The sequence below is a fragment of the Polyangiaceae bacterium genome (assembly GCA_016715885.1).
Lineage (GTDB): Bacteria > Myxococcota_A > Polyangia > Polyangiales > Polyangiaceae > Polyangium.
Map to the genome: position 1 here is coordinate 714,751 of JADJXL010000018.1, position 22,961 is coordinate 737,711.

Here is a 22,961-nt window from a genome sequence, read left to right on the forward strand (position 1 = left end):
GCACGTTCGCTTCTACTTTCCGGGTTCGTCGTTGCTCGAGGGAGCAGGGTCGATGTGAAGGATCCGATCGGCCCGAAGCTCCCTACGGCTACGCGAGGGATGCAGATAGCCGAGAACCCGCGGTGGGTCGAGGTCCGTTCGTACGCTCGTAACGCAGAAAAGAAGGTCCTCGGGGCCTCGATGTGCGGGCCGGTATCGTAACCGGACGGGTTTTCCGATCCCAACGGCGGCACGCGCAGCATCCACCACCGCCGGGCGGGCATGCCGCTGCCCGATGCGCACATGCCAAAGATCCCGCGGCGTATCGGGCGTGAGCGCCACGACGACGCGCTGAAACACTTCTCGCATCGCGAGCACGTCGTCCTCCGCACGATGCGCCCGCTGCCGCTCGATGCCGAGCGACGCCGTGAGCGCTTCGAGCCCGTGACTCGGAAGCACGAACGCGCGGCGCGAGAGCACGAGTGTGTCGAGGAAAAACGGAAAACGCAGCGCGTTTCCAGCCCGTGCAAGCTCGGCTTCGAGGAAGTTCACGTCCCATTCGGCCGCGTGCGCCACGAGGATCCCGTCATCGATCACGGCCAGGAGATCCTTCGCAATGTCGGCGAAAGTCGGCGCTGACTCGAGCGCTTCGCGTTCGATCCCGTGCACGTGCGCGTTACCGTAGGCGCCATCTTCGGGCTTCACGAGTGTCGTGAGGGACGCTTCGAGTTTGTCTCCACGAACTCGCTGAGCGCACACTTCGATGACGCGATCGACTGCAGGTCTGAGGCCCGTCATCTCGAGGTCGAGGAACACGAGCGGCGCTTCACGCAGTGGATCGTCCCACGGCGGCCCTCGAGGAGGCTCTTCGACCGCGCTTTGCCCCATCAGCCCTTTGTCCCTGGTTCCGTGCTCTTTTTCGGAGGCCGCATCGCGGCGATGACCGGCTTGATTTGCTCCGGATCCATCATCGCCATCTGGTTGAACGTGCCTCCCTCGGCCAGCCATGCGCCACCATCGATCGTGATCACGTCGCCTGTGATGTAGGCAGCGTAGTCGCTGACGAGATATGCGGCGAGGTTCGCGAGCTCTTCGTGTTCGCCGTAGCGGCCGAGCGGAATGCGGCTCTTGCCAAGCTCGTGCGCGCCTTCGGGCATGAGCGCTTTCCAGGCGCCGTCGGTTGGGAAGGGCCCGGGGGCCACGCCGTTGACCCGGATGCGATACTTGGCCCACTCGACGGCGATCGATCGCGTCATGGCCATCACGCCGGCTTTGGCCGAGGCGCTTGGAATGACAAACCCGCTTCCGGTCCAAGCGTAGGTTGCCAAGATGTTCAGGATTGCGCCGCCTTTTCCGCCGGCAATCATGCGTCGTCCGGCTGCGAGCGTTGCGTGAAACGTGCCGTTCAAGACTGTGGAAATGACGGCATTGAAGCCATTGGCGGACAAATCTTCCGTCGGGCACAGGAAATTGCCAGCGGCGTTGTTCACCAGAATATCTACGGATCCAAACTTTTCTTCGGCTCGAGCGACCATGGCTTCGACTTCGGGAAAGCTGCGCACATCGCAGCGCACGGCGATGGCGTCGGCGCCGCGTGCACGAATTTCCTCGCAAGCCGGTTCGGTGTGTGACGGATCTCGGCTGGTGAGCACGAGGTTGGCACCGAGGTCGGCGAACTTTTTGGCCATCGACAGCCCGAGGCCCGTGCCGCCGCCGGTCACGATGGCCGTGCGCCCTTGCAAGCACTTTTCTTTGAACATGGCCCAGCGGTGTAGGCCAGGGGCTCGTTCTGGGCCAAGCTCGTTGCGCTCGGTTGCCTCGTATTTTTTCGGCTCGGAGCAGTCGGGCGGGATCATTTGTTGCTACATTCGGTAGCGTGCCAAGGGGAGAGGTATCCGTATTGCCTGCGCCGACGGGAGAGTTTCCCGAAGGGGATTCGTTCGGCGATCTCGACGAGTCGTTCGAGATCGACGACGACATCGCGACGTTTCACGTCTCGGGTCGTCGTGACCCATTGACGCTTCCGGTTCTGGCGCTCAACAAGCATTTTCATCCCATTCACATCACGACGTCGCGCCGGGCCATTCTCCTGCTTTTCGGGGATGCCGCGCATGCGCTCGACGACGCGGGCGAACTGCATGATTTCAGCTCGTGGCGCCGTCTTCCCGTGCGCGAGAGCGACGATGCGCTGCCGATCGTGGGTGGAAGTCTACGTGTGCCGCGCGTTCTTCACTTGCGAAGGTACGAGCGCGTTCGGCGGCCGACGGTGCGATTGTCGCGCAAGAACGTCATGTTGCGCGACGGGCATCAGTGTCAGTACTGCACCAAGCGTCTTCCGGTGCGCGATCTCAACATCGATCACGTGCTTCCGCGTTCACGCGGCGGTTTGGACTCGTGGGAAAACCTCGTGACCGCATGCCGGCCCTGCAATTTGCGCAAAGGTCGCCGCACGCCCGACGAGGCAGCCATGCGCTTGTTAAGGCAGCCTTCGGCGCCGCGCTGGAATGGATCGATGCTGCTGCTCCTCGGTCGCCCCGAGCCATTCAAGGAATGGGAACCGTTTTTGAAGACGGGGTGATCTCCAATCACGGCATCGTCACGAATTCCCCGTCTTCATTGCAGTACGCGACGACGGACCAGCCGTCTTTCGTGCACAGGAAGAAATCGATGCATTCGCTTTGACAAACCGTGCTGGCGCATTGCTCGGCCGCAGCGACGGGACAATCGGGGTTTTGCAGGTCCGGTTTGCAGCCCGTGGTTTCACCCGTACGGTCGATTGTCACGATCGTACAGGCATCCGGGCCCGTGCCCGCGTCTTGCGGCATGTTCGAGCACGTCTCGACGTGGTGCCACACACCATCGACGCAGCCATAGATGGCCGCGCAGGTCGCATCATCGCACGTGCCGCCTCGGGACAGCGGGCACCCGTCCGGTGGGATTTGCCCGCAAGGGATGGCTTCGGGGTACGAGCCGCACGCGATGAGCAGCGCCAAGGACAGACAAAAGGTGACGCCGGCTGCAGAAATACGTACCGGGCTCGGGGATGCCATGGGGAACTTCATGCGCGCCAGGATGATACAGCGGCGCGTTTGCCGCGAGCTTCGGTGAAGCGTCGGGATCGAGTAACATAGGCGCCATGCGTACTTGTGCGACGGCATCGATCGTGGCGATCCTCGGCATTCCCCTCGTGGTCACGTTCGCGGCATGTGCGAGCGGTTCTCAGTCCGAAGGGACGACGACCCCGGACAAGACGGCCACCGAGACGAAGAAGGACGAACCGGCGGAGGTTCGTAAAGACGAACCCAAGACGGATATGCCGAGTCAAACGGCGGCGCCCGAAGCCAAAGCAGACGCACCCAAGCGCACGGAGCCGACGACGACGGCCGAATGCGCGCAAATTCCTGCAGAAGCGGTGACGGACGGCGCCGACGCGGGCGTCGTCATGAACAACGCGCAGACCGCCGCCGATGCGGGCAAGAGCGATCGGTTCACGCCCGTCAACGACATCATCAAGTCGAGGCGCAAGGCGTTTCGCTGTTGCTTCGACATCTGGGCCAAGACGCATCCGGGGCAGCCCGGGCAGGTCAAGTTCGCGTTCGAGCTGGCGCCGGACGGAAGCTTGAAATCGGCGGCGGCCAAGAAGGAAGAGAGCTCGCCGATGGCGACCGAAATCGAGCCTTGCATGGTCGAAGTGATCAAGACGATCACGTTCCCCAAGTCCCCGAGTGGTCGAGACACGCGGTTCACCTACCCATTCGATTTCAAAGCGCGCTGAGTGCACGCGCAGAATCATCGAGGCCACGTCTTGGCGAGCGACGCCCGACAGCAAACACGCGGCGCGGAGGCGAGTAGTGCTTACGTCGAGCTGCTTCGCGAGTCGCGAGGTCTTCGGCGTGAACAGCGCGAAGCGCGAGATGCTTGGTACGCAAAGCTCGCGGCCGAGCAGAAGGAAGACGTTTTATTCGAGCTCGAAATACTTCTGAAGGGGCTCGCCTGCTTCGCCAACCCGCGCAATCACCCAGGTGGTGGGAAGAGACAAACCGTCGTCGGTCACGACTTTCGCACGCAGCTCGACCACGCGTGCGACGGCATGGCGCGTGGCGTGCAACTCGCGCGCTTGATGCTCGGTGAACGCGACAGAGCCGTCGTGTTTCAGCGGTACCTCGAGACCGTACTTCCGGAAGACAACGCGCGTACGAAGCTCGTCTATGCAGCCATGATGCCGGAGTCGCCCGAAGAGAGTCTCTTCGTGCTCCGTCAGTCCTTGACGAACCTCATCGAAGTCGGCTCGGCGCTCGCACGTTCGTCTCGCACGACGTACCGCGTCTTCTTTGCGCACCTGTCGACGACGGTGCGCGAGATATCCGGCAGCGCATTTTTCAACCCCATGTCGGCGCTCGAGTTCCGACCGGAGTTCGATCGGATCGGTTCGTCCGCGGTGCTCGATTTGATCCATCGCGTCTCCGGCGAACATGCGCATCGCCTCGTGGCTCTCACGTTCTTGTCGCTCTTTCGCATGCTCCGGTACGTGCGACTTCTCGAAGCCATCACGCTCGATCTTTCCGACAAACGCGTGTGGGGTCGAAGTTATCTCGTGCTCGCCGTTCTGCGCAGTGATGCTCGTGCACTGTCGAGCTACTTGCGACGTCGTGCAGGCGAGCTGCTCGCGAAGGACTTCGAAGAACGCGTGGTGCGTGTTGGCGTGCGCGAGATCGATGCTGCCGAGGGTGAGCTTCAAGCTGAAGGACGAAGGCTCGAGCAGATCAAAGAAGCGCTCTTGTCCGTATCTGCGCTGCTTCGTCTGGAGATGCGTCGCGTGTTCGAGCACGACGTACCACCTGCCCATGACAAACTGCCCGCAACGGATATGCGTGTCGGTCTTCAAGCTGCAACAGCGAGCTTGAAGCCCGTGCTGCAGTTGGCGGTGATGTTTCTAGGTCGAGCGCTCGATGCGACGTTCGACGAGTCGCAGGTGTTCGATACTCCAAACGCTCTGCATGATGCGCGTCTTCGCTTGCGCGTTGGCGCGTGGATGTTTGCGCAAGTTGCGCGTGCATTTGCGAGCAAGGCGCGAGTATCCGATCCGCTCAGCGACACGTGGAGTGCGCCCGAGCGGTACGGGTTTGTCGGGGACTTTCTTGGTTACTACCGAGCGATGGGGCATCCGGTGCTCGTGCTTGGGGGCTACGAGCGCACGCGGGAGCTACTTTCGGCGCTGGGTGCACTGCACGACACCGACTTGATCGATCCGACGCGTCTCGACGCGGCAGCGCGTGAATGCGAGGCGCTTTACGGGTTTTCCATGCAGCTTTACGTGGGCCTGTCGCAGCGGGAGCTGTCTGGTGTGCCGTTCGATCGGCACGCAGCGGCGCGGCTTCTGAAGCAGTTTCTCGGTGATTGAAACGCCCTCTTCCTCCCCCTCTCCCTCGTAGGGAGAGGGGGCCGGGGGGTGAGGCGGGGTGAGGGGGCAAGGCAACGCCGACCTACAAAACACGAATGGACGCTCGGGGTTTCCGACGTCCATTCGGTCGAGGCTCCTGCGTAGTCCAGGTCGCAAACGATTTGGATCTGGCCGAGGCGATCATCCACCCCAGGCTCTCTCGCATCGGTCATCCGTTGTCGAGAGGGTGGCGCAGAGCTTGACGAGGAGGAGGCTCGTTTTGCCTATTCTTCGTCGTCTCGCGACGGTGCCGGTGCGGCTGCTTTCGAGGCTCGCGTGCTCTTGCCCTTTGCGGGCTTTGCTGCCTTTGCGGGCTTGGTGGCCTTGGCAGGCTTGGCGGCCTTGGCGGGGGCGCGACGCGGGGCGGCCTTCTTCGGAGCGGCTGCCTTCTTGGCGGGCTTCTTGGCGGCGGCGCGGCGCGGAGCGGCCGTGCGCTTCGGGGCGGCCTTCTTGGCTGCCTTCTTGGCCGGCTTCTTGGCGACGGCGCGCTTCGGGGCGGCCTTCTTGGCTGCCTTCTTCGCGGGCTTCTTGGCGGCCCTGGTCGCTTTCGCGGCGGCCGGCTTCGCAGCTTTCTTCGTCGCCTTCTTGGTGGCTTTCTTCGCAGTCTTCTTCGCAGCCATCTGTGACCCTCCTGATTGGCCGCCTCGCTCTCGCGGACCTGGTCGCGAGCCCCGAGACAACAGATGTTGCACGACGTATATTGCCACGCATGGTGACGGTCAAGGAAATTCTTGCAAGGCCTAAACCAATGTATCCCCGTGCTTCTCGGCAGATTGCACCGCAAGCATTGCAGAGGCGGAACGCAAGAACAGCTACGCCGTCGTCCTTCACAAGGGGAAAATCCCCTACACGAACCCCCCTTGTCGCCTAATTTCGCATCTTGACAATCCCGCCAATTCGTGCTCGCCACGCATGCGCCCTTGTGCATTGCGTCGTGTCTCGATACCGTCCGTCCGAACGGCCACGCGCCCAGGAGGTTGGAACCCATGCGTCGTACGACTTCGTGGCTCCTGCTCGGATCCGCACTTTTCGCCCTCGCTGGCGTCTCCGGCTGCGGGCACTCGGAAGAAGAGTGGCAAGCCAAACTTCGCGAAATCGAAGCTTTGAACGCCAAAATCGCGGACGAACAAAGCCGCAGCAAGAAGGCTCGAACCGAGCTCGATGATGCCAAGGCTCAAATCGAGCAGCTCAAGCAACAGCTCAAAGCAGCCGGCGTCGACATCTCCAAGCTCAACGCGAACCTCGAAGAACAGGCTCGCGCGCTCGAAGATTACCGCCGTCGCGCCGAACAACTCGAAGCCATCAAGAAGCGCTTCGAGATGCTCCGGGAAAAACTCCAAGCCCTCACCAAACTCGGGCTCAACGTCACCGTGCGCAACAACCGCATGGTCATCCAGCTCCCGGGCGACGTGCTCTTCGACAAGGGCAAAGAAACGCTCAAAAAAGACGGCGAAGAGATTTTGCTCAAGGTTGCCGAAGTCGTCCGAGGCGATGCGGGGCTTTCGCAACGGTCGTTCCAGGTCGCTGGACACACCGACGCCGACGTTCTCGCAGGCGGCAGGTTCAAAGACAACTGGGGCCTCTCCGTCATGCGCGCTCGCGAAGTGCTCGCGTTCCTCGTTCAACCAACCCCCAAAGGTGGCGGGCTCGATCCCACGCGCTGGAGCGCTGCGGGCTACGGCGATACCGACCCGGTCAAACCCAACGACACCGACGAAAACAAACAATCCAATCGTCGCTGCGAGCTCGTGGTTCTTCCCAACGTCGAGGAAATGCTCGACCTGAAGACCCTCGCGAACTAAGAGGGGTGCCCCAAACTGCGGCACGTTTGCCCGCGTTTCACCCTCTGACCACGACAAACCTCATGCGAGTTGCTGCCATCGACATCGGGACAAACTCCGTCCTGCTCCTCGTCGCCGAACGTCGAGGTGACGCCATCGTCCCGATCGTCGAGCGCGCGACCATCACGCGGCTTGGTCAAGGCGTCGACAAGGCGCGCGCTCTCGCCCCGGAAGCCATACGTCGCACGCTCGATTGCCTTGCTCGTTACGCCGACGAAATTCGCGCTTGCGGTGCCGAGCGCGTCGCTGCGTGTGGCACGAGCGCCATGCGTGATGCAGCCGGCGGTGAATCGTTTCGAGCCGAAGCAAAGTCACTGCTCGGCGTCGAACCTCGCGTCATCTCGGGACGTGAAGAGGCCGAGCTGACGTTCGACGGCGCCATGACGGGCCTTGGACTCACCGGCGCCGTCACGGTGGTCGACGTTGGCGGAGGCAGCACCGAGATCGTTACAGGTGACGTAACGGCAGGGCCTGACCGAGCCGTGAGTTTGGACGTTGGCAGTGTTCGCCTCACAGAGAGGCACGTTCGTACCGATCCTCCGAGCTCGAACGAAGTCGTTGCGATTCGTAAGGACGTTCGTGATGCGCTCGATGGCTCGGGCATCGTTCCAACGCCGACCATCGTTGGGGTCGCCGGGACGGTCACGACCCTTGCCGCGTACGCTTTGTCGGTCGTTCCGTACGACTCCGACCGAGTGCACGGAGCTCGTTTGTCCGGTGATACCGTGGACGCTGCGGTTCTGAGGCTTGCTGCGATGCCGCTTTCCGCGCGACGCAGCCTCGGTTCGGTTCAGCCCGAGCGAGCGGATGTGATCGTGGCGGGCGGGCTCATCGTGTCGGAAGTGCTCATCTGGGCGCGTGACCGGCTCCGTCAACGAAATGACGCAACCGATGTGGAGTTTGTCGCATCGGATCGTGGCGTACGTTGGGGTTTGGCAAAACGGCTGCTCGACGGGGCTATGCCCTGAAGATCCAACGTTATTGCATCATCCCCTTGCCGTTTGCCCTTGTCGCATCTACGTAGTCCCCAGAACGCGTGTCAGGTCCTGATCGGGTTGACAGGATCAACCGTTCTCACTAGAGTGCGCGCGCCTGGCGCAGACTGCCCCCTCCTCGGAGATGGCCGTTTGCTCACCAACCCGGAAACCCCTTCCCCACCGTCAGATCCCCCTCGGTGTCTCGATGGTGACCGAACAGGGTACGCCGCGATCGCTGCATCCAGGCTCTTCGCAGTTTTCGCAACGCACCTCGTCGGAATGAGACACCCGATCGAATGGTTCAACGCCGACCCCGAGCAGCTCATCTCGCGACGGGTCAACAAGCGGTGGCCAGGATGAACACGGCAAGGCGGTAGGCAAAGGAGACGATATGCAGGCTCGTTCGGAGATCCAGTTCAAGGTAGGCGACAAGGCGGTTTATCCGGCCCAAGGCGTTGCCGAGGTCGTCAACATCGAAGAGAAAGACATCGCCGGAAACCGCCAGCGCTTCTACGTTCTCCGCATTCTCGACACCGACCGCAAGATCATGGTGCCTGTCAGCAACGCTGGCGCCGTTGGTTTGCGGCAAGTCATCTCGGAACAGGAAATCCGAGAAATCTTCGACATTCTTCGCGAACGAACCATCGCCTTCGACAATCAAACGTGGAATCGCCGCTACCGCGGCTTCATGGACAAGATCAAGACCGGCTCGATCTACGACGTCGCCGAAGTCCTTCGCGATTTGTATCGCTTGAAGACCGACAAGCAACTTTCGTTCGGTGAACGCCGCATGCTCGATACCGCGCGTGGCCTCATCGTCAAGGAAATCGCCATCGCGCGTGGCCAAACTGAAGATCAGGTAAGGACGGAGATCGAGGCAATCTTCCTCGCGAACTGACGTTTCTCCTTCCTTGCGTTCGAACGCGGCCGACCCTGCCGATCATTTGGCGGGTCGGCCTTTGCGTTTTCGAGGCCCGGCTACGGACTTCCCGGGCGCACTTGCACGGCTGGAAGAGCTGGCAAGTCGAGATCCACACGCCATCCGTCATTCTCGAACGCGCACGTGACCTTGGCACGGTCATCAGGGCCGAGGCCGATCACTTCCACGAGCGCATGTGAGCCCACGACGAGCGACGTCATTCGTTGGGGCTCAAAGCGAATCACGAAGCGCGATGGAACGATCATCGCCTCGGGAGCGATCGTTTTGCCGCTGGCGGCGCTGTAGCGTTGCGCTCGTTCAGCGAGGTTTTCGCGCGTGCGGTTCGACAAAAGCGCAAACGCGGTCTTCGCTGCCGCGGGATCGCCGTTCACCAAACGCATGCGATCGATGAATTCGCGCACGGCTCCTTCAGGCGTCGCGTTTGCTGGGCGCCGGTTGCATCCTGACCCAAATGCAGTGGCGGCCAGAAGGCTCGAGATGGCAACGAAGCGCCCTAGTGACATCGGCCCCTAGCGTAAAGCATCACGTTCAGCCGAGCGCCACGTTTGCAAGTGCGCCATTTCGCCTGAGCGCTTCGTACAGCACGATCGACACGGCGTTGGCCAGGTTCAGCGAACGCACCGGACCGAGCGTCGGGATGCCGTACACGTTGTCGGGGAACCTTTCGAGCAGCGCTTCGTCGAGGCCCACGCTTTCCTTGCCGAACACGAGCGCATCTCCTGGGCGAATGTCCGCATCGAGGTAGCTCTTCGTCGCGATGGCGCTGAAGAAATGCAGGCGAGCGTCGGGCCACGTCGTCATGAAGTGATCGAAGCTCGGATGCGTTTCGAGATCGACGAGATGCCAGTAGTCCACGCCAGCTCGGCGAACGGCGTGCTCGTCGATGCGGAAGCCGAGTTTTCCGACGAGATGCAAGCGGCTTTTGGTGGCAGCGGTCAGCCGCGCGATGTTGCCGGTGTTCTGCGGAATCTCGGGCTCGACCAGCACCACGTGCAGGGGGCGTTCGAGTGGGCTCGAGCGGAGGCGGGGACGCTGGTCTTTGGCCACGATCGTGTTCCCGGAAGGGTCCTGCAAATAAGCGGCAATGCGTGGGCAAGTCCAGAGCTCTCTTGTGAGAACGAGCCCTTTGCGAGATGTGGTTTCGAAGCCGCCTCGTTCCATTCGTCCACGTCGTGCGGGGATTGACTTGACGAGCACGCGATCCAGACCGTAGCCTCGCCGCTCGGAGATCCTGGTATGCGTCGAATCGGGTGGATCACGGCGGCCGTCGCGCTTTTCGCCGCAGTATCGGTGCCTCGTCAAGCGTCTGCGGACACGATGGACCCTGCGCTGGCACGTTTCGTGACGGACGAAGGTTGTCGCGCGCCTGGTGCTGATGGCGGGCTCTACTACAACCCGACATCGGGCTACAATCGTTGCGGCACAAACGATCTTGCGTTTGCCAAACTGATGGCCGAGTGGGGCTATGCGCTCGCACCGACGGCGATGCATCCCGCTCGCACCACCGGTTACGGCGGATTCGATCTCGCTTTCGAGGGTGCGTTCACGAGGATTTCGTCGAATGCCGACTACTGGAAGTTCGGCACGCAGGGCAAACAGGACCCGAACAACAAGCTGTTCTCGACGATGAACACGGGCCCTGACGACTTCGTGCAGGTCTTCTCGATGAAGACCCGATACGGCTTTGCTCCGCTCGCATTACCGCTCGGTCTGCTGGGCGTCGAGCTTGGTACGAAGATCGGTTTCATGGGTAACTCGAACATCGGCGTTCTCGGTGCCGACTTTCGCGTGTCGCTGCTCGAAGGTTTCCGCACCGGCATTCCGGCCATCTTTCCTGACCTGACGGCAAGCGGGTCTGTCACGACAATCACGGGCAACTCCGAGTTTCAACTGACGGTCGCAGGGTTCGACGCGATGCTCTCGAAGCCGATTCCCATCGGCGGCACGGTCATCATCACGCCGTACGCGGGCTATTCGTGGATGTACACCTTCGGTGACTCGGGCCTCATCGACCTCACGCCCAACACCGATGCGCTCAACTACTGCGGCTACGCCGGCAGCAACACGCCCGCTACGCCCGATCCTGCGAAGACGTATCGTGATGGGCAGCCTGTGTGCAGCGCGGGCACGAGCGCGGACTTCAACAACACCGTCGTCTTCAACAACGTGCGCCTGCAGCGTCATCGCATCGCGGCAGGGCTTCAGTTCCGCTTCCAGATGGTGCGCATCGGCGCGCATTTCGTCACGGACGCGGTCGATGCGGCCGCCGCCAACCAGGACAGCGAAGACGCGCTTTACGACGACGGCACCGGCACGATGCAGAACAAGTTCGACGGCATTCCGAAGCAGTACACGATGGCCTTCGATTTCGGCCTCGTGCTCTGAGAGGACGTTTTACTGCCTGCTGCGCGTTGCGATGCGTCGGTCGGACTTGCTCAGCGTACGGAGTACGCTTCCGCCGTCCTCCCTATCATCGCAACGCTCGCGACGGCAGTAAAACGCCCTCTGAAATGCGTCACTTCTTCGGGGGTTTGACCGCGAGGTTTGGCAGGGCGTAACCGAGCTCCTTCAGGATGGCGCGGAAGTTTCGATCTTCATCCCGCGCTGCATACAAGTGCTCGACGAACTTCTTGAAGTTGCGTTCGCTGGCAGCCGCTGCCGCGCGGTCGTAGTTCTCCAGCACCAAAAGCAGATGCGGATGCGCCTTCGCTACGGCGGCCGGTACCTCCATCTTGCGCGCCACGCGAGCTCGCGTCTCGGCCATCGCTTTGATCACCAGCACCAGCTCCTTGTCGAACGTGCGCGGCCTGAGCATGTCGCCTTCTTTGTGCGCTTGATCGAGCAGCAGCGCAGCACGGTCGAGGTAGCTACCGGCCCACGCGGGCAGCACGAACGTGAACGCGAACGAAAGCGATACGAGCAGAGCCAAAGCAAAACGCCGCATGGAAAGCACTCCTGGCAAGAGGGTGAGTGGGTTTGTCAGGTCCCCAAGGACGTTTCCGGTTCCTTGGGTGCATCGACGCCTTCCGAGGATACCGGAGCCTGCTGGGGCCAGGGCGAAAGCAGCGCAGCACGTGCAGCATCGACCTCAGCAAGCTTTTTCGATCGACCGCGACCTTCCGCAAGAACTTCGTCACCGGTTTCTACGACCACGAAGAATTCTCGATCATGCGGCGGTCCTTCGATGCGCACGATGCGGTAGCGCGGCGATGCACCTCCCGCCGCTTGAATCCGCTCTTGCAGCGTGCTCTTCGGATCGTGAGCAATCATCGATTCGGCGAGGCGTGAGAGCGGTTCGTCGATGACGGCGTGCACGAGCCTCCGTGCTTCGTCCAAACCGCGATCGAGGTACACCGCACCCATCACGGCTTCTGCCGCATCGGCGAGCACGTTGATGCGTTCGTGTTCACCCGTTGCGAGCGCGCCGCGACCCATGCGCAGCGCAGCTCCGAGCTCCACCGAGCGAGCCCACGACGAGAGCGCTTCGGCGTTCACGAGCACCGATCGCATACGCGACAGCTCGCCTTCGTTCGCGCTCGGATAACGATCCATCAGTGCATCGGTCACGCACAGGCCCAGCACCGAGTCTCCGAGAAACTCGAGACGCTGATTGTCCCGAAGCCCTTCCTTGCGTTGTTCGTTCGCGAAGCTCCGATGCGTGAGTGCTTCTTCGAGATGCTCGAGCTCACCGGACAAACCGAGCCGAGCGACGAGTGCTTGGTGCTGAGGCTGCATGACCGACGCGCGTTACGCTCGTTGAGATCCGTAGAGTTTGTCCGTGGCTTCGGCCATCGATGTATCGAATGCCGTGATGCCGCCAGCGTCGTGCGTCGACCACGAGACCTCCGCGCGTCCCCATCCAAGCAGCACGTCGGGATGATGATCGCGCTTTTCGGCGGCGAGCGACACGCGCACGACGAACGCGAGAGCACTGGAGTAATCGGGGAACTGGAACGAACGGCAGAGCGCGTTTCCTTTACGAGTCCACCCTGGGTGCGTCGCGACGAAGTCGTCGATATTTTCGTCAGAGAGCTTTTCGCGGCTCGACATGTCGAACTCCTTGGAGCGTCTTGTAGAGGCTCCTCTACATCATGAAAACCCACCATGCTCGTCGCAGGCTCGGCAGAGGCTTTGTTAAACTCGGGCTCGGTCGATGAATAGGCTCATCGCTTGTCCATTTTGTCGTCAGATGTTCGAGCTCGGGGAAGCTCGTGCATGTCCCGAATGCGGCCTTGCGCTCGAAGACATCACGAAGCTTCCGCCTACGGCGGCGAGCCTCGACGACGACGAGCCGTTCGAGGAGGTCGCTCCCGAGATGGAGCAGCTTTCGTGGACGTACATGGGGCGCGGACGAGGAGCCTTGGCGGTCGTTGCGCTGTGCGGGCTCGGCGCCTTCTTTTTGCCTTGGATGCAAGAAACGGTGCCGGAGATCAGGCAATGGACGGGCCTGCAATTTGCCGAGCGTCTTTCGTGGATGTGGGCACCGTTCGTGTCGTGGTTTGTCATGGTACCGCTCGTGCTGTCGCGTCGCACGATTCACGCCATGCGTGGTGCCCGATTCGCGGTGGGACTCATGGCCACGATCGTCGTCATGACGGTGATCATGCGCATCGCCGTCGTGCCTGAAAGCTCGCGATTTCGGCCGCTGCGCTTCGAGTGGGCGTATGGGCTTTACGCCACGCTCGTGCTTGGTGTCGTGGCGCTCGTGTTGGCGCTGCGATTTGGTGGTTCGAGGGTCGACATGCCAACGTCACGTGCGCGTCGAGGTGACGAGACACTGCACTGATCATTTGGCGTCGTTCGGGGGCCGTGGGGTCGACACTCGAGGGGAAGTCGCGTAAAGTCATGTGTGGCGGTTTGCTTCGCGTGGCGCGGGGTCCGTCACAGGGGTGCGCCATGGCCAAGAGACCGCAACTCGCCGAACGCATCGCCAGCGACGCGGTCGACGGAGACGTCTTCGATGTGCCGGCGGCCGTGCTTTGCGCCATTTGTGGGCAATCGGATTGCTCTGGCTGCACGCCGGCCGAAGAGGGCACATCTGGCGTCATGGCGATCGTGCCGTGGGAGCGTCCTGGAGCAGGAACGTGGTCGCGTCTTTGGTCCACGGCGCTCGCGACGACGCAAGGTGCCGAGGCGTTTTTCGGGGCCATACCGGACGGCCCGCTGCCTCCAGCGATGCGTTTTGCAATCTTGTGTGAAGTGCTCGCGGTCGGCTCGATGGTCGCGGCGCTTTTGCCTTTTGCCGCGCTCGCCCTTCCAAACCTTGCGATGCAGGTCATCGCGGATCCGATGATGCGACAGCGCGCCCTTCAGTGGTTTGCCATCGGCGTTCCGCTGCTCGCGCTCTGGATGGTGATCGCTCACGCGACGCATGGCGCGGCGCTCGATGCAGGCGCGCGAAAATTCGGCGGACGTCCGCAGCGTCGGCGAGCTCTGCGATATGGCCTGTATGCGTGCGGCTGGGACCTGATGACAGGACCGCTCGGCGCGACATGGATTCTGCTCTCGCGCGGCGTGAAAGCGATGAGCGAGGTGATGGGTTTGTCGATGACCGTTCCCGGCAAAGCATCACGTGCACTTCTTTCGGGCGTGTACGGTTTGCCCGAGGAAGACGTCGTGCAAGCACACCGCATGGGCACCAAGGTTGCCATCGTGCTCGCGATCGTGTCTGCGCTGGGCCTGCTGGTCGCGATCGCGCTTGCGTGATTACCGATTCCCGCCCGGCGTTTCCTTCGGCACCGGTGAACCCGCTGCAGGACGCCTCGACGACGGCAACGTCCCCGGACGTTTGACCGGTGAAACCTCACCCATGCCGCTCACGGCGAGCAGCTCGAGCAAGTCCGGATTCGTTTCGGTCACGTACTTTTTGCGAAGCTCCGCCAACGCGTCCGCAATCCGCTTGTCCGTACGTTGACGCATCAGCACGAGGCGAATCTGCGGCGCCTCCATCTCGAGCGGCCGATCGATCGCCTTCATGCTCTGACGACGCCACACCACCGCCCACTTGCCGTCATCAGCGATGGGCTCCGACACGAGCTCCCCGTCCTTCACCTTCTCGACGGCCGTCACGAGCGCTGGATCGACCTTCAAATTCGGATCACTCGTCGCCCCGTTCGGTTCGACGAACCCCAGGTTGCCGCCGCGCATGCTCGTCGCCTTGTCGAGCGATACCTCGCGCGCAAGCTCGTTCCACTTCTTGGGGCTCAAATCAGTTTTGACCTTGTCGATCACGCCCTGCGCTTCTTCGCGTGTCGCAACGACGATGCGCCAGATCACCACGCGCGGCGGCGCGTGATACGTGCTGCGATTCGCTTCGTAATACGCCTTCACCTCTTCATCGGTGATCGGGCCGGCTTCCTTCGCCTCGGCCGTGATCTTGTCGATGAGCGCGCTCCGAAGCACACCACGAACCCGCTCCGAAACCTCGGGCAGTTCCGCGAGCTTCTCGGCTTCGGCCCCTTGCACGTACAGCGCATCCTTGACGAGCGTTTCCTCCACGAAACGACGCCGGATCTCCTCGCGACTCTTGCCGAAGTAACGAAGCTGAAACGAAGGTACCGAAGCGAGACGTCGTTCGATGTCCGATACGGTGAACACCCGCGCGCCGACTTTGACGGCGACGGATGCATCGTCACTCGGAGCGCCGGCATCGGCGAATACGACGGAGTGACAAACCGTGCCCGCGGCGATGGCAACGGCCGTGGCAAAAACGGCGCGCTGAAGACGATGGGTGCGCATGCAGCGAGCATTCTTGTCGCGTGAGCCCGTGGGTCAAGCCGCGTCGCACCTGCAACTTGCGTCAGCGACAAAAGCCCAGCCACGTCGCGACGAACGCAACGAGCAAAATCGGCCACATCGTGCGCAAGAAGCCCAGAAAGTCACTTGCGATGCCCTTCCCGACACGCCTTGCCGTTTCACGTTTCCCAATCCGACGAATGCTCTCCTGCGCAATGGCGTCGCGCTCTTCATCGTCGAGCGGATCGTCTCCCGCGAGGTAATGCAGATGGTGCGTGATCTCGTGATCGATCGTTTCTTCGATCTCCGCCGCGACGTCGAACGATGGATCCCGCCGATGCTCCATGTCGAACGTCCGATAGAAGATGCGAATCTCCGGCGTTCGCACGATGCCGACTTCATCCGTGCCGCCGTGCGTGTAAGAGCCGAGCAGCGGTTCGCCGCCATCGTCACAAGCAGGCACGTCGTCGTCGACGACCAGGTCGATGTTGCGCACGCCGCGCTTGCGATAAATGCGATCGGCCGCATCCGTCACCATCCGCTCGAACGCATCGATGTCGGGAAAAGGTCGGCGCCTTCGTCGGCCTTCGGCAACGTCGTACGGAATTTCGCGCACCCACGGCACATCCAGATCATTGCGCGCACCACATTCGGTGCAGCGATACGCGGCCACGAGACGTGGCGAATAGTGCGCTGCGTAGAGCAGATCAGCGATCGCTCGATACGCGGCAGAAGGCGCGCGCGAAAGCGCTTCGGCGATCACGCTGGCGCGACGTTCTCGTCCAAGCTGGGTGATGCCCATCGCCGTGACGATCGCCGGCGTGAAACCAAATGATGTTGCTGCTTCCGCATGCCAGAGCGGCAAAGCTTCGCGCACCGAACGCTTCGCGATGCGAATCGTACGAGCGCGTTCTTTTCCCACGAGCACACGCGGGATGCGATGCGGTTTGTCATGATCGAACGGCGCATCGAGCTCCGGATCGTTCAGCTCGTGATCGACGAACGGGCCGACTTCGAGCAGCGACGACGGCGACACGCGAAACGGTTTGCCGCAATTTTCGCACGGTAATTCGGCGGGTTCTTCCGGAACGATGCCCGCGTGCGTCAAGAGCGCTCGCAACACATGAGCGTCTCGTAAGGACAAACCTTGCACGTCGATCGGTTGCCCGTCGTCCGTCGTGACGACGCCCGGCGCTTCGAGGATCCCCAGCGCATGCAGACAACTGCCCGCACGAACGCTTGGCATCGGTGCCCGTTTCGCGGCTGCGTGAGACAGCCGCAAGAAAAGCCCCGAAGGCAACATCACTCGCGAGGGCAGGGGAGGCACGCGTGAACAGTGTGGGTCTACGATCTGTAAAGGCCACTCGGACGCTTCGCAGGCGCTCGACGCTCCAGACGGTTCAGCTCGCGAAGGGCGTCCTGATGCGCCGGGTCGAGCTCCAGTACACGGCGCAGGTCGGTCGCTGCCCCCGCTTCGTCGCCGATGCGCCGTCGCAAGTACCCGCGATAGAAAAGTGCTGGCACGTGGTCGGGACGATCTTGCAGAAGTTTGTCCAGGTCGTCCACGCACGATTCGAGGTTCGTTCCTCCGAGGATTGCGCGAATCCACGTTGCGAGCAGCGCGTAGTCCGGCTCGTTCGGATCGATTTCCCGCGCGAGCTGACAGGCAGCAAGCGCGCCCTTGCGATCGCCTTCCGAGAGGCGCTGCATGGCGAGGCAATACAGCGCATGCGCCGGATGCGCCGCGTCTGGTTGGCCTTCGGGCGCTGTGGGCATCGCGGGGGGCGCGTCACCGTCGATCGATTCCGCTACCGATGATGCGTCCACAGCAGGCTTCGGGACGGCGGGCGGCTGCGGAGTGGTTTCGGCGACGGACGATTGCGGCGGGTCCGACTTGCCACCAGTGAGCCCATCCGGGTTTGTCGGGCGCGTACGCTTTCGCGTGCGAGGTTGCGGCTTGATCCTTTCGCCATCGCCCACATCGTCGGGAGCTGCTGCCGTGAAGCGTCGTGGCGCGCTTGGTTGCAGGCGAATGCGCGCCAGCGTCACCGAACCTGCTGGCGCTGGCGGAGCCGAGGGTTGTTCCGGGAACAGCGGCAACGCTTCCGTTCCGAAGTCGACGAAGCGCATGATGACGAGCCCGTACACCATCCAGCGAATCATCGCTTCGTCACCAAGGTTTGCTTCGACCAACCCTTGCAGCGACAGTGGAGTTTGTCGCAGTCGATCGAGCACGGCGCGCTCCGTCACCGTAGGCTTCAGCCGGTCGATGGCTGCAGATCGATGCAGCCGTAGAATTGCGCTACCAATGCGCTCGAGAACCGGCTCCATCATCACCGAAGCCGCGGCATGTTCGCGAAGACCGGCCCAGAGCACGGCCAGAGGATGCACCGTCGATATAGGAGCCCCGTCGTCCACGATCTCGTGCATGTCGGCGAAGTACGCGTACCTCGTCTTCGGCGGCAGCCCGAAAAGCAGCGTCATGCGTATGAAGAACTGCCGCTCGACCATGGTTTCCAGCGCGTCGCGCGTGATGTGCCCCTCGGCCACCAGCGACTCGCCGATGAGGCCTGGCACTGCGCGCGCGGCAGTTGTCGCTGCCTCGTCGATCAAGCCTGCATCGACCAGCAAATTCCCAAGGCGCGCGAAGCCGTCGCCCATCTGAACTTTGACTGGGCGCCCGCTTTCGAGGCGTACGCTGTGCATCGCCCCGCCCGGCACATGCAGAAATAACGCGCCTGTAAGTTGCTGCTCCGCGGCGTACACCAGCAGATGGGCGAACGGCGTTCGTCCGAGATCGCCTTCAGCGGTCGGCTGTATCTCGGTGGACGAGGACATATCCGAGGAAGCGTATCACGTCGGGTGTGGTGTGGATCGTGCATGCTGGTGCTAGCTTGTCGGCATGCCTCGTGGTCACGTGCTCGTCGTCGACGATGAGCCTTCCATCCTCACCACACTTCAAAAAGCTCTGTCGCTCGAGGGGTACTCCGTCGACGTCGCGGGCGGCATTCGAATCGCCGAAGAAAAGCTGGCGAAACGAAGCTACGACATCGGACTATTCGACGTCGCTTTGCCCGATGGCGATGGCGTCTCGCTGCTCGAGCGGATTCGGACGCAAGGTTCGGACTTGCCCATCGTGATGATGAGCGGGCATGCGTCGATCGATGCGGCGGTGCGCGCCACGCGCCTTGGAGCGCTGGACTTCTTGGAAAAACCCCTATCGACCGATCGCCTGCTGCTCGTGCTCGACAACACCCTGCGCCTCGTAAGAGCCGAGGCGGAAGCCAAGGTGCTGAAGGCGCAGGCCGGGCAGATTGGGGAACTGATTGGCGACAGTCGCGTGATGGTTTCGCTTCGTGAGCAGATCGCGCGGGCGGCGAAGGCGAGCACCAGCGCCACGGTGCTCGTGACGGGCGAGCGAGGTACGGGCAAGGAGCTCGTGGCGAGGGCGATTCACGCGGCGGGCAAACGAGCTCGCGGGCCGCTCGAAAAGATGAATTGCGCGGCCATTCCGAGCGAGCTCATTGAAAGCGAGATGTTCGGGCACGAAGCTGGGGCATTTACGGGGGCGACCAAGCAGCGGCGCGGCAAGTTCGAGCGGGCCAGCGGTGGCACGTTGTTTCTCGACGAAGTGGGTGACATGCCGCTTCCGATGCAGGCCAAGCTTTTGCGAGTGCTTCAGGAGCGGGAAATCGAGCGAGTGGGGGGCAATGAAATCATCAAAGTCGACGTACGCGTCGTTGCGGCGACGAATCGTGATATCGAGGCGGCTTGTCAAAAAGGCGAATTTAGGGCCGATTTGTATGATCGATTGAACGTCGTGCCGCTTGCATTGCCGCCGCTTCGCGCGCGTCGGGAGGACATTCCGCTGCTTGCGCGGCATTTTTTGAATTTGGCCATGGTGGCCAACGACCGGCCCGGAATGACGCTCACGGACGGGGCGACGGAGGTGTTGGTCGGGTATGGTTTTCCTGGGAACGTGAGGGAGCTTCGGAATCTCATTGAGCGGCTGGTGATTTTGACGCCCGATTCGCAGATTGATGCGGAGGACGTGCGCGTTTGTCTTGGAAATGCATCTACGGGAACGCCGACGGGGCTTTTTCGGCCGGGAACTCCATTTCGAGTATTGTCCGAGGAAGCGGAGCGGCGCATTTTGGAGGAGGCGTTATTGCATTATGGAGGAGCGATGGCGGCGACGGCGCGCGGGCTGGGTCTCGAGCGCAGCCATTTGTACAAAAAATGCAAAGCGCTGGGACTACGCGGGGACAAGGCGGAGGGGGAGGACGAAGCATGACCGCAGAGGGCAGCAATCCGCAAAGGCACAATTTATAAAATTTAAAGTAGGCGTTTCTGGTAGCTATTGGAGAGACTACGTCCTTGCGCCTCTGCCCCTTTGCGTTGAATTCTTCATGATGATTGGCGCGTAGGAGTGGCTCGCGTCATTCAAAAATATCCGTGAATTGTCGTAGCAAACGTGCGATCGAAGAGCGCGACTTCGGGGCGATCGGCGTATTGCTGATACCAGTACACGAATTCGACCAAGAACTGTAGGTTGTCGTTCATGTTGTAGCCGATACCTGGCACGTGAAAGAATTCCGTAATGCTCACGTCCTGGTATCGTACGGCGCTGAAGTTGTAGCGAGCGACGAACTTTTTGAGCCGAGCTTCGCCGCCGACGAGCACGTAATCGTTCGTGGCGGAAGCTTGACCGGGAGCGGTGATGGTGCCGGTCGCTGGGTCGACTGTGGGTGGAATGGGCCACTCGGTGACGGATTGGCCCATTTGGCGAGATATATCGCCCCAAATGCTGAACGGACCCACGGTCGCATAAAGGTCGATGGCCGCGCGAAAGACGTTCTGTTTGCCGATTGGATTTGGAATGTCGGCTTGGAAGTACGATCCTGATAGACCCAGCGTCAGAGAATCATTCTTGTTCCAGAAATAGGAAGGTTCGGCGCGCACGACGACCATGTGGCGTTTGCGAGCGCCGGGAATGCTCACCGTATCGCGGCGGATGTACGAGCCGTTCGTGCGTCCATCGACGATGAAGTATTGCCCGTAATATCCGAGCCGAAAGCCTTTTTCTTTGCCGACCGAGCCTTCGATGGAGACGCCGTAGTTCGGGTCGAGCTTGATGCCATCGAAAAAATGGGTATTCCCGTAAAACGAATTATCCCAAAACAGGCCGAATCGACTATACGTCTTGCCCACTTTGATGGTCGCGTAGCGGTGTTTGTAGTAGGCGTATCCTTCTTCGATCCACGCGGTGCCGTCGTAATATTCGCGCATGCGCGTGTCGCGCACGCTGGCATTGAAGAACAGGCCGAAGTTGCCGATGGATCCGTCGAAGTTCAGGTGCGCCACGTGCATTCGGAAGAATGCGCCTTCGTCGGGAATGTTTGGCACGCCGCGTACTTTGGCGATCGGGTCGGTCGAGACGCCGATGGGTTGCCAATAAAACAGCCATGCGCCGCCGTGGATATCGATCTTGATGGTCTTGCTTGCGGCTGATGCGGGCTTGGGGTCGGAGCTGGGCGGAGGCGTACTGTTGGCGGGTTGTGCACCGTCGCCTTGTTTGTCAGATGCCGTACCGGTCGATTTTGTTTCGCTGGGCTGTTCATCCTGCTTGACAGCGGGTTGCGTCGCTGCAGGACGAGTTGGAGGTTTGGGTGTCGTCGCGATGCCTTGAGCCCAAACGGATGGTGTCGAACCAGCCAGGCAAACGGCGAAAAAGAGCCCAGCACAGACGCGTTTGCCCACGGTGGCCATCATCTTTGCGCGGCCATCGTACCGGAATCGCCCGATGGACCTCAAACATTCAGGCCCATCTTTGCAAGGGGGGCGGACGACGAGCGGTGGTACGTCCGAGTTTGCTTGACAGACGGTCGGAGATGGGGCAAAAAGGCCGCCACGAATTTCCGGGTGAGGTAGCCAAGTGGTTAGGCAACGGTTTGCAAAACCGTTATACGCGGGTTCGAATCCCGTCCTCACCTCCCAATGATTTCAAGAGGTTACGCCGTATCTTGAAGGCGTTACCTCGGCGGCCGAAAAAGTCGTGGCCCCACAGTGGCCCCAACTCGAAAAAGCGACCGAACTCGGCGGGCGGTGCGTGCCTGCCATGCCGCACCTGACGGGCGCGGTTTCGTTCGTGGATGGGAGCGGTTGAGGAGTGAGGTTACCCACGGCGGGCAGAGGTGCCGAGCCGGTCAAGCGGTGACCTTGTTGTGCCCCATCTTGCCGTGATGGCGAACGGGTAGGCGGCGGGCGGCTTCCTCGAGGTCAGCTTTGAGGAAGTGGACGTAGCGTTGGGTGGTCGACAGGTTCGTGTGCCCAGCCATGCGCTGGACCACGTGGACCGGAATGCCGGCGCGCAGCCACGAGGTAATCGCGTAATGGCGCAGGCAGTAGACCGACCATCCTTCGACGCCAGCGCGTTTGGAGACGCGCCCGAAGGCGGCATCGATGCCCGATTGGCCCCACGGCCTCCCTTCATCGCTGAGCGCCACGTGTTTATCACGTGAGGCGCGTTCGAGGACGGGTGCGAGGAGCTTGGCCAATGCGCGCGAAATGGGGATTTCGCGCTGGCCGGTCTTGGGCGTGTGAATTTCGCCATGGGACCGTCCTTCGCGCACCGTGATGAACCCGCCAATGGCTTCGCCGTTTTCCCACTTGAGCTGCACGTTCTTGCATTGGAGCGCGCGGACTTCATTGGGGCGAAGGCCGGCGTCCGACATGAGCGCGAAGGTTAAGCGATGAGCATCGATCGCGGTTTCGAGAATCCGGTCGACTTGTTCGTCGGTCGGAATTTCGAGAACGTGTTGCCCGACGGGCTTGAGCCGTGGCAAGTTTGTCGGAGCATCGTCGATGTATTGGCGAGTTTTCGCAAATCGCAGAACCGAGCGGAGCACGATTTGCGTATTGTTGCGCGTGGACCGGGGCTGCGGACGCGGAAGCCCAGCGCGATGACCATGTCGAGGTTGCAGTGGGCGACCTCGTAGACCTTGCCGTCGGTGGCAGTTCTGCGGAATAGCCGAACAACTGAAATCGTA

24 protein-coding genes and 1 tRNA gene are annotated in these 22,961 nt (G+C 61.7%); 11 read left to right on the plus strand and 14 right to left on the minus strand.

Features of this window, described 5'->3' with window-relative positions; all coding sequences use genetic code 11:
* Positions 1 to 12: 12 nt before the first annotated feature.
* Positions 13 to 867 (minus strand): 3'-5' exonuclease, encoded by an 855-nt coding sequence (locus IPM54_24140; protein MBK9262881.1) that lies wholly within the window; start codon positions 865 to 867, stop codon positions 13 to 15.
* On the minus strand, positions 867 to 1,739 hold the full coding sequence (locus IPM54_24145) for an SDR family oxidoreductase (GenBank protein MBK9262882.1): 873 nt from the start codon (positions 1,737 to 1,739) through the stop codon (positions 867 to 869). Before IPM54_24145 ends, IPM54_24140 begins: the two co-directional genes overlap by 1 nt.
* 218 nt (positions 1,740 to 1,957) lie before the next feature.
* Between IPM54_24145 and IPM54_24150 the strand changes: the two genes are divergently transcribed.
* Entirely contained in the window at positions 1,958 to 2,557 is a 600-nt protein-coding gene (locus IPM54_24150; protein ID MBK9262883.1) for an HNH endonuclease, read from the plus strand.
* A gap of 7 nt (positions 2,558 to 2,564) precedes the next feature.
* Here IPM54_24150 and IPM54_24155 read toward each other — a convergent pair whose 3' ends face one another.
* Positions 2,565 to 3,029: a hypothetical protein gene (locus IPM54_24155; protein ID MBK9262884.1), complete on the minus strand. Its 465-nt coding sequence runs from the start codon at positions 3,027 to 3,029 to the stop codon at positions 2,565 to 2,567.
* 86 nt (positions 3,030 to 3,115) lie between these two features.
* Between IPM54_24155 and IPM54_24160 the strand changes: the two genes are divergently transcribed.
* Entirely contained in the window at positions 3,116 to 3,754 is a 639-nt protein-coding gene (locus IPM54_24160; protein ID MBK9262885.1) for an AgmX/PglI C-terminal domain-containing protein, read from the plus strand.
* Positions 3,755 to 3,784: 30 nt separating this feature from the next.
* Complete coding sequence (locus IPM54_24165; GenBank protein ID MBK9262886.1) at positions 3,785 to 5,380, plus strand: hypothetical protein; 1,596 nt, start codon at positions 3,785 to 3,787, stop codon at positions 5,378 to 5,380.
* A gap of 263 nt (positions 5,381 to 5,643) precedes the next feature.
* Here IPM54_24165 and IPM54_24170 read toward each other — a convergent pair whose 3' ends face one another.
* Positions 5,644 to 6,039: a hypothetical protein gene (locus tag IPM54_24170; GenBank protein ID MBK9262887.1), complete on the minus strand. Its 396-nt coding sequence runs from the start codon at positions 6,037 to 6,039 to the stop codon at positions 5,644 to 5,646.
* 366 nt (positions 6,040 to 6,405) lie between these two features.
* On the opposite strand from IPM54_24170, the gene IPM54_24175 reads away from it, so the two are divergent.
* The 3 genes from IPM54_24175 (at position 6,406) to IPM54_24185 (ending at position 9,135) form a co-directional block, all read left to right on the plus strand.
* Complete coding sequence (locus IPM54_24175) at positions 6,406 to 7,221, plus strand: OmpA family protein (protein MBK9262888.1); 816 nt, start codon at positions 6,406 to 6,408, stop codon at positions 7,219 to 7,221.
* A gap of 62 nt (positions 7,222 to 7,283) precedes the next feature.
* Positions 7,284 to 8,228 carry a Ppx/GppA family phosphatase gene (locus IPM54_24180; protein MBK9262889.1) on the plus strand — a complete coding sequence of 315 codons (945 nt, stop codon included), beginning with the start codon at positions 7,284 to 7,286 and terminating at the stop codon, positions 8,226 to 8,228.
* A gap of 400 nt (positions 8,229 to 8,628) precedes the next feature.
* Positions 8,629 to 9,135 carry a CarD family transcriptional regulator gene (locus tag IPM54_24185; protein MBK9262890.1) on the plus strand — a complete coding sequence of 169 codons (507 nt, stop codon included), beginning with the start codon at positions 8,629 to 8,631 and terminating at the stop codon, positions 9,133 to 9,135.
* An 80-nt stretch (positions 9,136 to 9,215) separates the two neighbouring features.
* Here the strand turns inward: IPM54_24185 and IPM54_24190 are convergent, their stop codons facing one another.
* Positions 9,216 to 9,578, minus strand: a complete 363-nt coding sequence (locus tag IPM54_24190; GenBank protein ID MBK9262891.1) for a hypothetical protein — start codon at positions 9,576 to 9,578, stop codon at positions 9,216 to 9,218.
* 127 nt (positions 9,579 to 9,705) lie between these two features.
* Positions 9,706 to 10,338 (minus strand): tRNA (cytidine(34)-2'-O)-methyltransferase, encoded by a 633-nt coding sequence (locus IPM54_24195; protein MBK9262892.1) that lies wholly within the window; start codon positions 10,336 to 10,338, stop codon positions 9,706 to 9,708.
* A gap of 75 nt (positions 10,339 to 10,413) precedes the next feature.
* On the opposite strand from IPM54_24195, the gene IPM54_24200 reads away from it, so the two are divergent.
* Complete coding sequence (locus IPM54_24200) at positions 10,414 to 11,562, plus strand: hypothetical protein (protein MBK9262893.1); 1,149 nt, start codon at positions 10,414 to 10,416, stop codon at positions 11,560 to 11,562.
* 130 nt (positions 11,563 to 11,692) lie between these two features.
* On the opposite strand, the gene IPM54_24205 is transcribed toward IPM54_24200, so the two are convergent.
* The 3 genes from IPM54_24205 to IPM54_24215 are packed head-to-tail and all read right to left on the minus strand — an operon-like array spanning position 11,693 to position 13,227.
* Entirely contained in the window at positions 11,693 to 12,121 is a 429-nt protein-coding gene (locus IPM54_24205) for a hypothetical protein (protein ID MBK9262894.1), read from the minus strand.
* Positions 12,122 to 12,156: 35 nt separating this feature from the next.
* Positions 12,157 to 12,912, minus strand: coding sequence for a ribonuclease III (gene rnc / locus IPM54_24210; GenBank protein ID MBK9262895.1), 756 nt, complete (start codon positions 12,910 to 12,912; stop codon positions 12,157 to 12,159).
* A gap of 12 nt (positions 12,913 to 12,924) precedes the next feature.
* Entirely contained in the window at positions 12,925 to 13,227 is a 303-nt protein-coding gene (locus IPM54_24215; GenBank protein MBK9262896.1) for a 4a-hydroxytetrahydrobiopterin dehydratase, read from the minus strand.
* Between the two features lie 139 nt (positions 13,228 to 13,366).
* Between IPM54_24215 and IPM54_24220 the strand changes: the two genes are divergently transcribed.
* Positions 13,367 to 13,963, plus strand: coding sequence for a hypothetical protein (locus IPM54_24220; GenBank protein MBK9262897.1), 597 nt, complete (start codon positions 13,367 to 13,369; stop codon positions 13,961 to 13,963).
* A gap of 110 nt (positions 13,964 to 14,073) precedes the next feature.
* Complete coding sequence (locus tag IPM54_24225) at positions 14,074 to 14,883, plus strand: hypothetical protein (protein ID MBK9262898.1); 810 nt, start codon at positions 14,074 to 14,076, stop codon at positions 14,881 to 14,883.
* Here IPM54_24225 and IPM54_24230 read toward each other — a convergent pair whose 3' ends face one another.
* The 3 genes from IPM54_24230 to IPM54_24240 all read right to left on the minus strand — a co-directional run bounded on the left by IPM54_24230 (position 14,884) and on the right by IPM54_24240 (position 18,750).
* Positions 14,884 to 15,915: a peptidyl-prolyl cis-trans isomerase gene (locus IPM54_24230; protein MBK9262899.1), complete on the minus strand. Its 1,032-nt coding sequence runs from the start codon at positions 15,913 to 15,915 to the stop codon at positions 14,884 to 14,886. It lies immediately after the preceding gene.
* A 61-nt stretch (positions 15,916 to 15,976) separates the two neighbouring features.
* Positions 15,977 to 17,215, minus strand: coding sequence for a hypothetical protein (locus tag IPM54_24235; protein MBK9262900.1), 1,239 nt, complete (start codon positions 17,213 to 17,215; stop codon positions 15,977 to 15,979).
* 41 nt (positions 17,216 to 17,256) lie between these two features.
* The gene (locus IPM54_24240) at positions 17,257 to 18,750 is read right to left on the minus strand and encodes a hypothetical protein (GenBank protein MBK9262901.1); all 1,494 of its coding nucleotides are present in this window, start codon (positions 18,748 to 18,750) and stop codon (positions 17,257 to 17,259) included.
* Between the two features lie 64 nt (positions 18,751 to 18,814).
* On the opposite strand from IPM54_24240, the gene IPM54_24245 reads away from it, so the two are divergent.
* Positions 18,815 to 20,206: a sigma-54-dependent Fis family transcriptional regulator gene (locus IPM54_24245; GenBank protein ID MBK9262902.1), complete on the plus strand. Its 1,392-nt coding sequence runs from the start codon at positions 18,815 to 18,817 to the stop codon at positions 20,204 to 20,206.
* 149 nt (positions 20,207 to 20,355) lie between these two features.
* Here IPM54_24245 and IPM54_24250 read toward each other — a convergent pair whose 3' ends face one another.
* The gene (locus IPM54_24250; GenBank protein ID MBK9262903.1) at positions 20,356 to 21,684 is read right to left on the minus strand and encodes a hypothetical protein; all 1,329 of its coding nucleotides are present in this window, start codon (positions 21,682 to 21,684) and stop codon (positions 20,356 to 20,358) included.
* Positions 21,685 to 21,833: 149 nt separating this feature from the next.
* Between IPM54_24250 and IPM54_24255 the strand changes: the two genes are divergently transcribed.
* Positions 21,834 to 21,905, plus strand: a tRNA-Cys gene (locus tag IPM54_24255).
* A gap of 213 nt (positions 21,906 to 22,118) precedes the next feature.
* Here the strand turns inward: IPM54_24255 and IPM54_24260 are convergent.
* On the minus strand, positions 22,119 to 22,820 hold the full coding sequence (locus IPM54_24260) for a site-specific integrase (GenBank protein ID MBK9262904.1): 702 nt from the start codon (positions 22,818 to 22,820) through the stop codon (positions 22,119 to 22,121).
* Positions 22,821 to 22,961: the final 141 nt, after the last annotated feature.